At 39.1% G+C, this 4,111-nt stretch carries 7 protein-coding genes; 3 read left to right on the plus strand and 4 right to left on the minus strand.

Translation table 11 applies throughout. The features are described 5' to 3' along the window. Positions 1-446: 446 nt before the first annotated feature. From ACFIMM_RS08260 to ACFIMM_RS08270, 3 genes are all read left to right on the plus strand, one after another. Positions 447-1,178, plus strand: coding sequence for an antA/AntB antirepressor family protein (locus ACFIMM_RS08260; RefSeq protein WP_375638184.1), 732 nt, complete (start codon positions 447-449; stop codon positions 1,176-1,178). After that, complete coding sequence (locus ACFIMM_RS08265) at positions 1,175-1,453, plus strand: hypothetical protein (protein WP_375638183.1); 279 nt, start codon at positions 1,175-1,177, stop codon at positions 1,451-1,453. Before ACFIMM_RS08260 ends, ACFIMM_RS08265 begins: the two co-directional genes overlap by 4 nt. A 122-nt stretch (positions 1,454-1,575) precedes the next feature. Then, the gene (locus ACFIMM_RS08270) at positions 1,576-1,827 is read left to right on the plus strand and encodes a type II toxin-antitoxin system prevent-host-death family antitoxin (protein ID WP_375628617.1); all 252 of its coding nucleotides are present in this window, start codon (positions 1,576-1,578) and stop codon (positions 1,825-1,827) included. A gap of 75 nt (positions 1,828-1,902) precedes the next feature. Here ACFIMM_RS08270 and ACFIMM_RS08275 read toward each other — a convergent pair whose 3' ends face one another. The 4 genes from ACFIMM_RS08275 to ACFIMM_RS08290 form a co-directional block, all read right to left on the minus strand. Then, a complete protein-coding gene (locus ACFIMM_RS08275) occupies positions 1,903-2,211 on the minus strand; it encodes a HigA family addiction module antitoxin (RefSeq protein ID WP_375638182.1) in 309 nt (102 codons plus the stop codon). Between the two features lie 10 nt (positions 2,212-2,221). Then, positions 2,222-2,500 (minus strand): type II toxin-antitoxin system RelE/ParE family toxin, encoded by a 279-nt coding sequence (locus ACFIMM_RS08280; RefSeq protein WP_375618870.1) that lies wholly within the window; start codon positions 2,498-2,500, stop codon positions 2,222-2,224. A 403-nt stretch (positions 2,501-2,903) separates the two neighbouring features. Continuing rightward, complete coding sequence (locus ACFIMM_RS08285) at positions 2,904-3,155, minus strand: hypothetical protein (RefSeq protein WP_375672172.1); 252 nt, start codon at positions 3,153-3,155, stop codon at positions 2,904-2,906. 9 nt (positions 3,156-3,164) lie between these two features. Continuing rightward, positions 3,165-4,111, minus strand: a 947-nt coding sequence (locus ACFIMM_RS08290) for a glycine-rich domain-containing protein (RefSeq protein WP_375682666.1), incomplete at its 5' end; no start/stop codon positions are given.

The following is a 4,111-nucleotide window of genomic DNA, read 5'->3' on the forward strand; positions in this document are numbered from 1 at the left end:
GGGGGCGGGTGCCGTCGTCAACTTCAACGACTTCAACACCGTGTAGAAAACCTGTTGCCATACTTTATGCTCCTTTAAATGAGGGATGAATTAAAATGAATGGGAAAAAATAAGGGGATGATTGCTGTATTTGTTAGACTGGCATTATGATAAAAAATTATCGAAAGTTGCTTGACATTATTTCTACAATGTGTATTTTCGAATCAGGTGCTTGAAAAACACCTTAAATACCAAGCGGACAAGCTACCGAGATAGTTTATTTTCCGCACATTAAAGGCTTTGACTCATTGTATGTTACACGCATATAATGATATTGTCGGGTGTGGTTACGCTATACAATACTCTTTACGAGAAAAGCGTAACGACGGACTTGGTACCGTGTTTTTCAGCGCCCGGCACTTTGTTAAAAGTGTCAATGAAAAACGTCTATTACCAAGGAGTTCATTATGAACACACTTATAGAAATATCAGAACAGGTTATTGATCAGGAAACTGTTCAAACTGTTAATGCGCGTGAGTTGCACGCATTTTTGGAAATTACATCAAAGTTTGCAGACTGGATTAAAAATCGCATTAAAGAATGTAAATTTCTGGAAAATATAAACTTTATAACGCTTTCTAAAAATTTAGAAAACGGTGGAAAGGTAAAAGAATACCACATTACATTAGACATGGCTAAACATCTTTCGATGATAGAGCGTAATGACAAAGGACATGAAGCACGTCAATACTTTATCAAATGTGAACGGCTTTTGAAACAAGTAGCAACACCGCAAGTCGACTACTCCAAACCGGAAGCATTGCTTGGTGTTTTGAATCACTTACAAAGCCAAATCGAACAGAAAGATCATGTTATCGCTGAATTAGCACCAAAAGCAAAAGCTTTGGAAGGTTTAAAACGCTCTGATGGTTTGTTCGGTCTTATTGAAGCAGCAAAGATGTTAGAGGTGCGACCAAAGGACTTAACCGATTATTTGCGTAAACATGACTGGGTATATCGACGGGCTCCAGGGGCGCCTCTGTTACCTTATCAGGACAAAATAAAGAAAGGATTCATGGATTGTCCCGCTATTACCATTCAAAGACCGGACGGAACAGAAAAGGTGCTGCCTTCAACAAAAATCACATCCAGAGGATTAGCTTGTTTGAGAGAACAAATCCATGGAGGTGTACAATGAACACCAGTATCGACTTTTTATGTGATTTATGGATGGCTTTGTTTCAATTTTCTGATCGTGATGATGTCGAAGATAAGGCTTTTAATGCTCTGATTGAAACCATGGATGCAATAGAAAAAGCTTTGATTTTAAAACTTCAAGATGAATCACCAAATGCACTCAGAGTTCTGGCAATGATTACAAATTTTGGATCTTTAAAACCTCCTTCTATTATGGAGCCTTTGTTGAAAGCTTACGAGCCGAGTTTGAAAAATTCTGTTAAGAAAGCTGCTTAATTTAAAAACATGATTTATCTCCTCGTCTTTTAGGCGGGGAGGTGGTTAATACCGTAAAATATCTTTACATAATACATATTGTACGTATAATACGTATTATACATTAAAGATAGGATGTGCATATGAAAAAATATAGTTTTACAGATGTAAACCGCGGGGCAGGCGATATTTTAGACGAGGCTATGTCTACACCTGTAGCTTTGACAAAGCGAGGGCGTGAAAAAATCATTATGCTTCCTGTTGATTTATATCATGAATTAATAAAAGCGCGTTCTGGTGCACAATCTTTTGTTTATGCAGATGCACCTCAAAATATATTAGATGATTTAGATCGTGGTTTAGATGACATTTTGAATAGTGATGAACATGTTTAAAGCAGGGGATGTTGTTCAATATTATTATTTATCCAGTATTCCATAAAACATTATCCCTTGAGAGTGAGGAAGAGATCAAACAGCGTGAAGTGTTGGAACTTTGCTAACATTTGTTTCACGTTCAGCATGCCAAGCGTCATAATTAGCTTGCATACGTAACCATATAGCAGCTCCATCACCAAACATTTTGCCAAGACAAGCGGAAATAGAAGGAGAAACAGGTTTTTTTGCGTTCAGAATATCGTAGAGATGTTGGCGTGATATACCAAGCATCTGCGCAATTTCTGATTTTGTTTTGCCTGTTTCAGGAATAATTTCTGCTAAAACTTCTCCTGGATGAGTAGGACAACGGTTTTTATCTCTTTGTGCAGGAATGTCATTCATAACTGTATCCTTAGTGATATTGTTCAAGATCAACACGGTAAGCATTACATGAGTCAAATTCAAAGGTAATACACCATGGTCCGTTAACGTGGACAGTGTAACGAGTGGGTGAATATCCAATCAAAGAATGAAAGTTGAATCCTGGAAGATTCATATCTTCTGGTCTTTCAGAAATATCTAAACGATCAAGACGAACCATGATACGTTTTACAAGTTTCTTATCAATCTTGGATGAATTTCCCGTTTTGAATAATTCTGCCAATGTTTTGCTTTTAAACGTTTTAATCATTCTTTTATATAGCGTAAAATACTGTTAATGTCAACAAATAGCTTACATTATAAGTGCTAAAATGCAAAAAATAGTAACATCCCATTAGAAACCCTTATCGTCTAGACTTGTTTTTCTTTTCTCCACCTCATGCGTAAAGAGAAGAATAAGTGCATGGAGGGGATAAATTTGCACGTTAACATCAAGGATTTTACGACCATACCGACGGCTGTCTGATCAAATATTGCTAAAAACTTAGATCCCTTGCCATTCTTAATAAAGTGAATACGAAGTTTAAATTCTATTGTCATTTTGCTCTCCAAATTAATGAAGAGACCATAACAATCATCTACACTCTCTCATAAGCCTGACACTGTCAGTAAAAAAGGGCTTTAAAGAAAGAAAATCATACAAGCCTTATCGCCTAGATTTGATTATCTTTCTCTTGTGGTTCTTCTATGAGCTCTACGGGTGTGTCTATTTCTGCCATTTCAGTAGATGAGAGCTGTTTTGTGTTTTCATCAACAATAGGAGGAGAGAACACTCCATCCTTATAAGTCCAGCCGATCTGCGCTTCGCTTGAGGGGATAGCTTCACCATCAAAGGCATGGACATAGTCTTCTGAGGCTACAATAATATTTGTTACCACACCATTTTCAACAACTGCATATTTCATAAAAAACTCCTAGATAAAAAATCTCAACAAGATTGCTCCGTCACCACCATTGCCGCCATCTCCACCAGATTTTCCTGGAAAGTAGCCACCGCCACCGCCGCTGGTAAAACCATTTCCATCACCACCATTGCCGCCTTTCCCACTGTAACCCCCTTTTGCGATACCATCACTGCAACCACCACCAGCCCCCCCATAAATAGAGCTTCCACCATGTCCAATGTTTGTTTTGTAGACAATAAAGGGGCCGTCGTTACTTCTATAGTATGCGTAGCCACCACCACTCCCGCCACCGAAAGTAGAACTGCTACCATTAACATTACTGTTACTAGAGTAGTAGCTGCCACCGCTACCGCCGTGACCACTGCTATTGGCACTTCCTTCACTGCCACTAGTTCCGTATCCATAATATCCACCACCTCCGCCACCGCCTGCGGTAAGAAGTCCCTGAATTATTGTTTGACCACCTATGCCTCCCCTTTCGTTATTACCGCCTTTCCCACCACGTCCAATTTGAGCATTTTTTGAGTTTCCCAGCTGGTATCCTTTGATTTTAATACGTACGCAACCGCCGCCACCTCCACCACCGCCTTTTATATTACTGCCGCCTCCACCGCCACCCCACGCCCATATTTCAATATCGGTGTAGCTATTAACACTATCAGGAAATGGAATGGTACCACTTTCTGTCATGAGGATTTCAAGGGGATTAAGCGCGGTAACTTCTTTCAGTTTTGCAATCTCATTGCGTATTTTTTGAAGAACAGTGGTAGCCTCATCTTTTGTGTAAAGTGCCTTACCATCAACAGTTGCTGGACCTTTAAGCATGCTTCCACTTGCACTTAGACTTGTCACAACTTTATTATTGTGGGTGAGATTAAACGACGAATTACCCAAAAGTTCTAAGCCACCACTCATAGTGATTTTGCTGGTAAATTTATTATAATTCTGCCATTCAT

The sequence above is a fragment of the Bartonella sp. AP258QHHD genome (genome assembly GCF_042196145.1).
Lineage (GTDB): Bacteria > Pseudomonadota > Alphaproteobacteria > Rhizobiales > Rhizobiaceae > Bartonella.

What these genes read in the sequence shown, in the direction of transcription:
- ACFIMM_RS08265 (WP_375638183.1), top strand. Translation starts at nt 1,175, where the DNA reads ATGAACACCAGTATCGACTTTTTATGTGATTTATGGATGGCTTTGTTT.
- ACFIMM_RS08260 (WP_375638184.1), top strand. Translation starts at nt 447, where the DNA reads ATGAACACACTTATAGAAATATCAGAACAGGTTATTGATCAGGAAACT.
- ACFIMM_RS08275 (WP_375638182.1), bottom strand. Translation starts at nt 2,211, where the DNA reads ATGAATGACATTCCTGCACAAAGAGATAAAAACCGTTGTCCTACTCAT.
- ACFIMM_RS08280 (WP_375618870.1), bottom strand. Translation starts at nt 2,500, where the DNA reads ATGATTAAAACGTTTAAAAGCAAAACATTGGCAGAATTATTCAAAACG.
- ACFIMM_RS08285 (WP_375672172.1), bottom strand. Translation starts at nt 3,155, where the DNA reads ATGAAATATGCAGTTGTTGAAAATGGTGTGGTAACAAATATTATTGTA.
- ACFIMM_RS08270 (WP_375628617.1), top strand. Translation starts at nt 1,576, where the DNA reads ATGAAAAAATATAGTTTTACAGATGTAAACCGCGGGGCAGGCGATATT.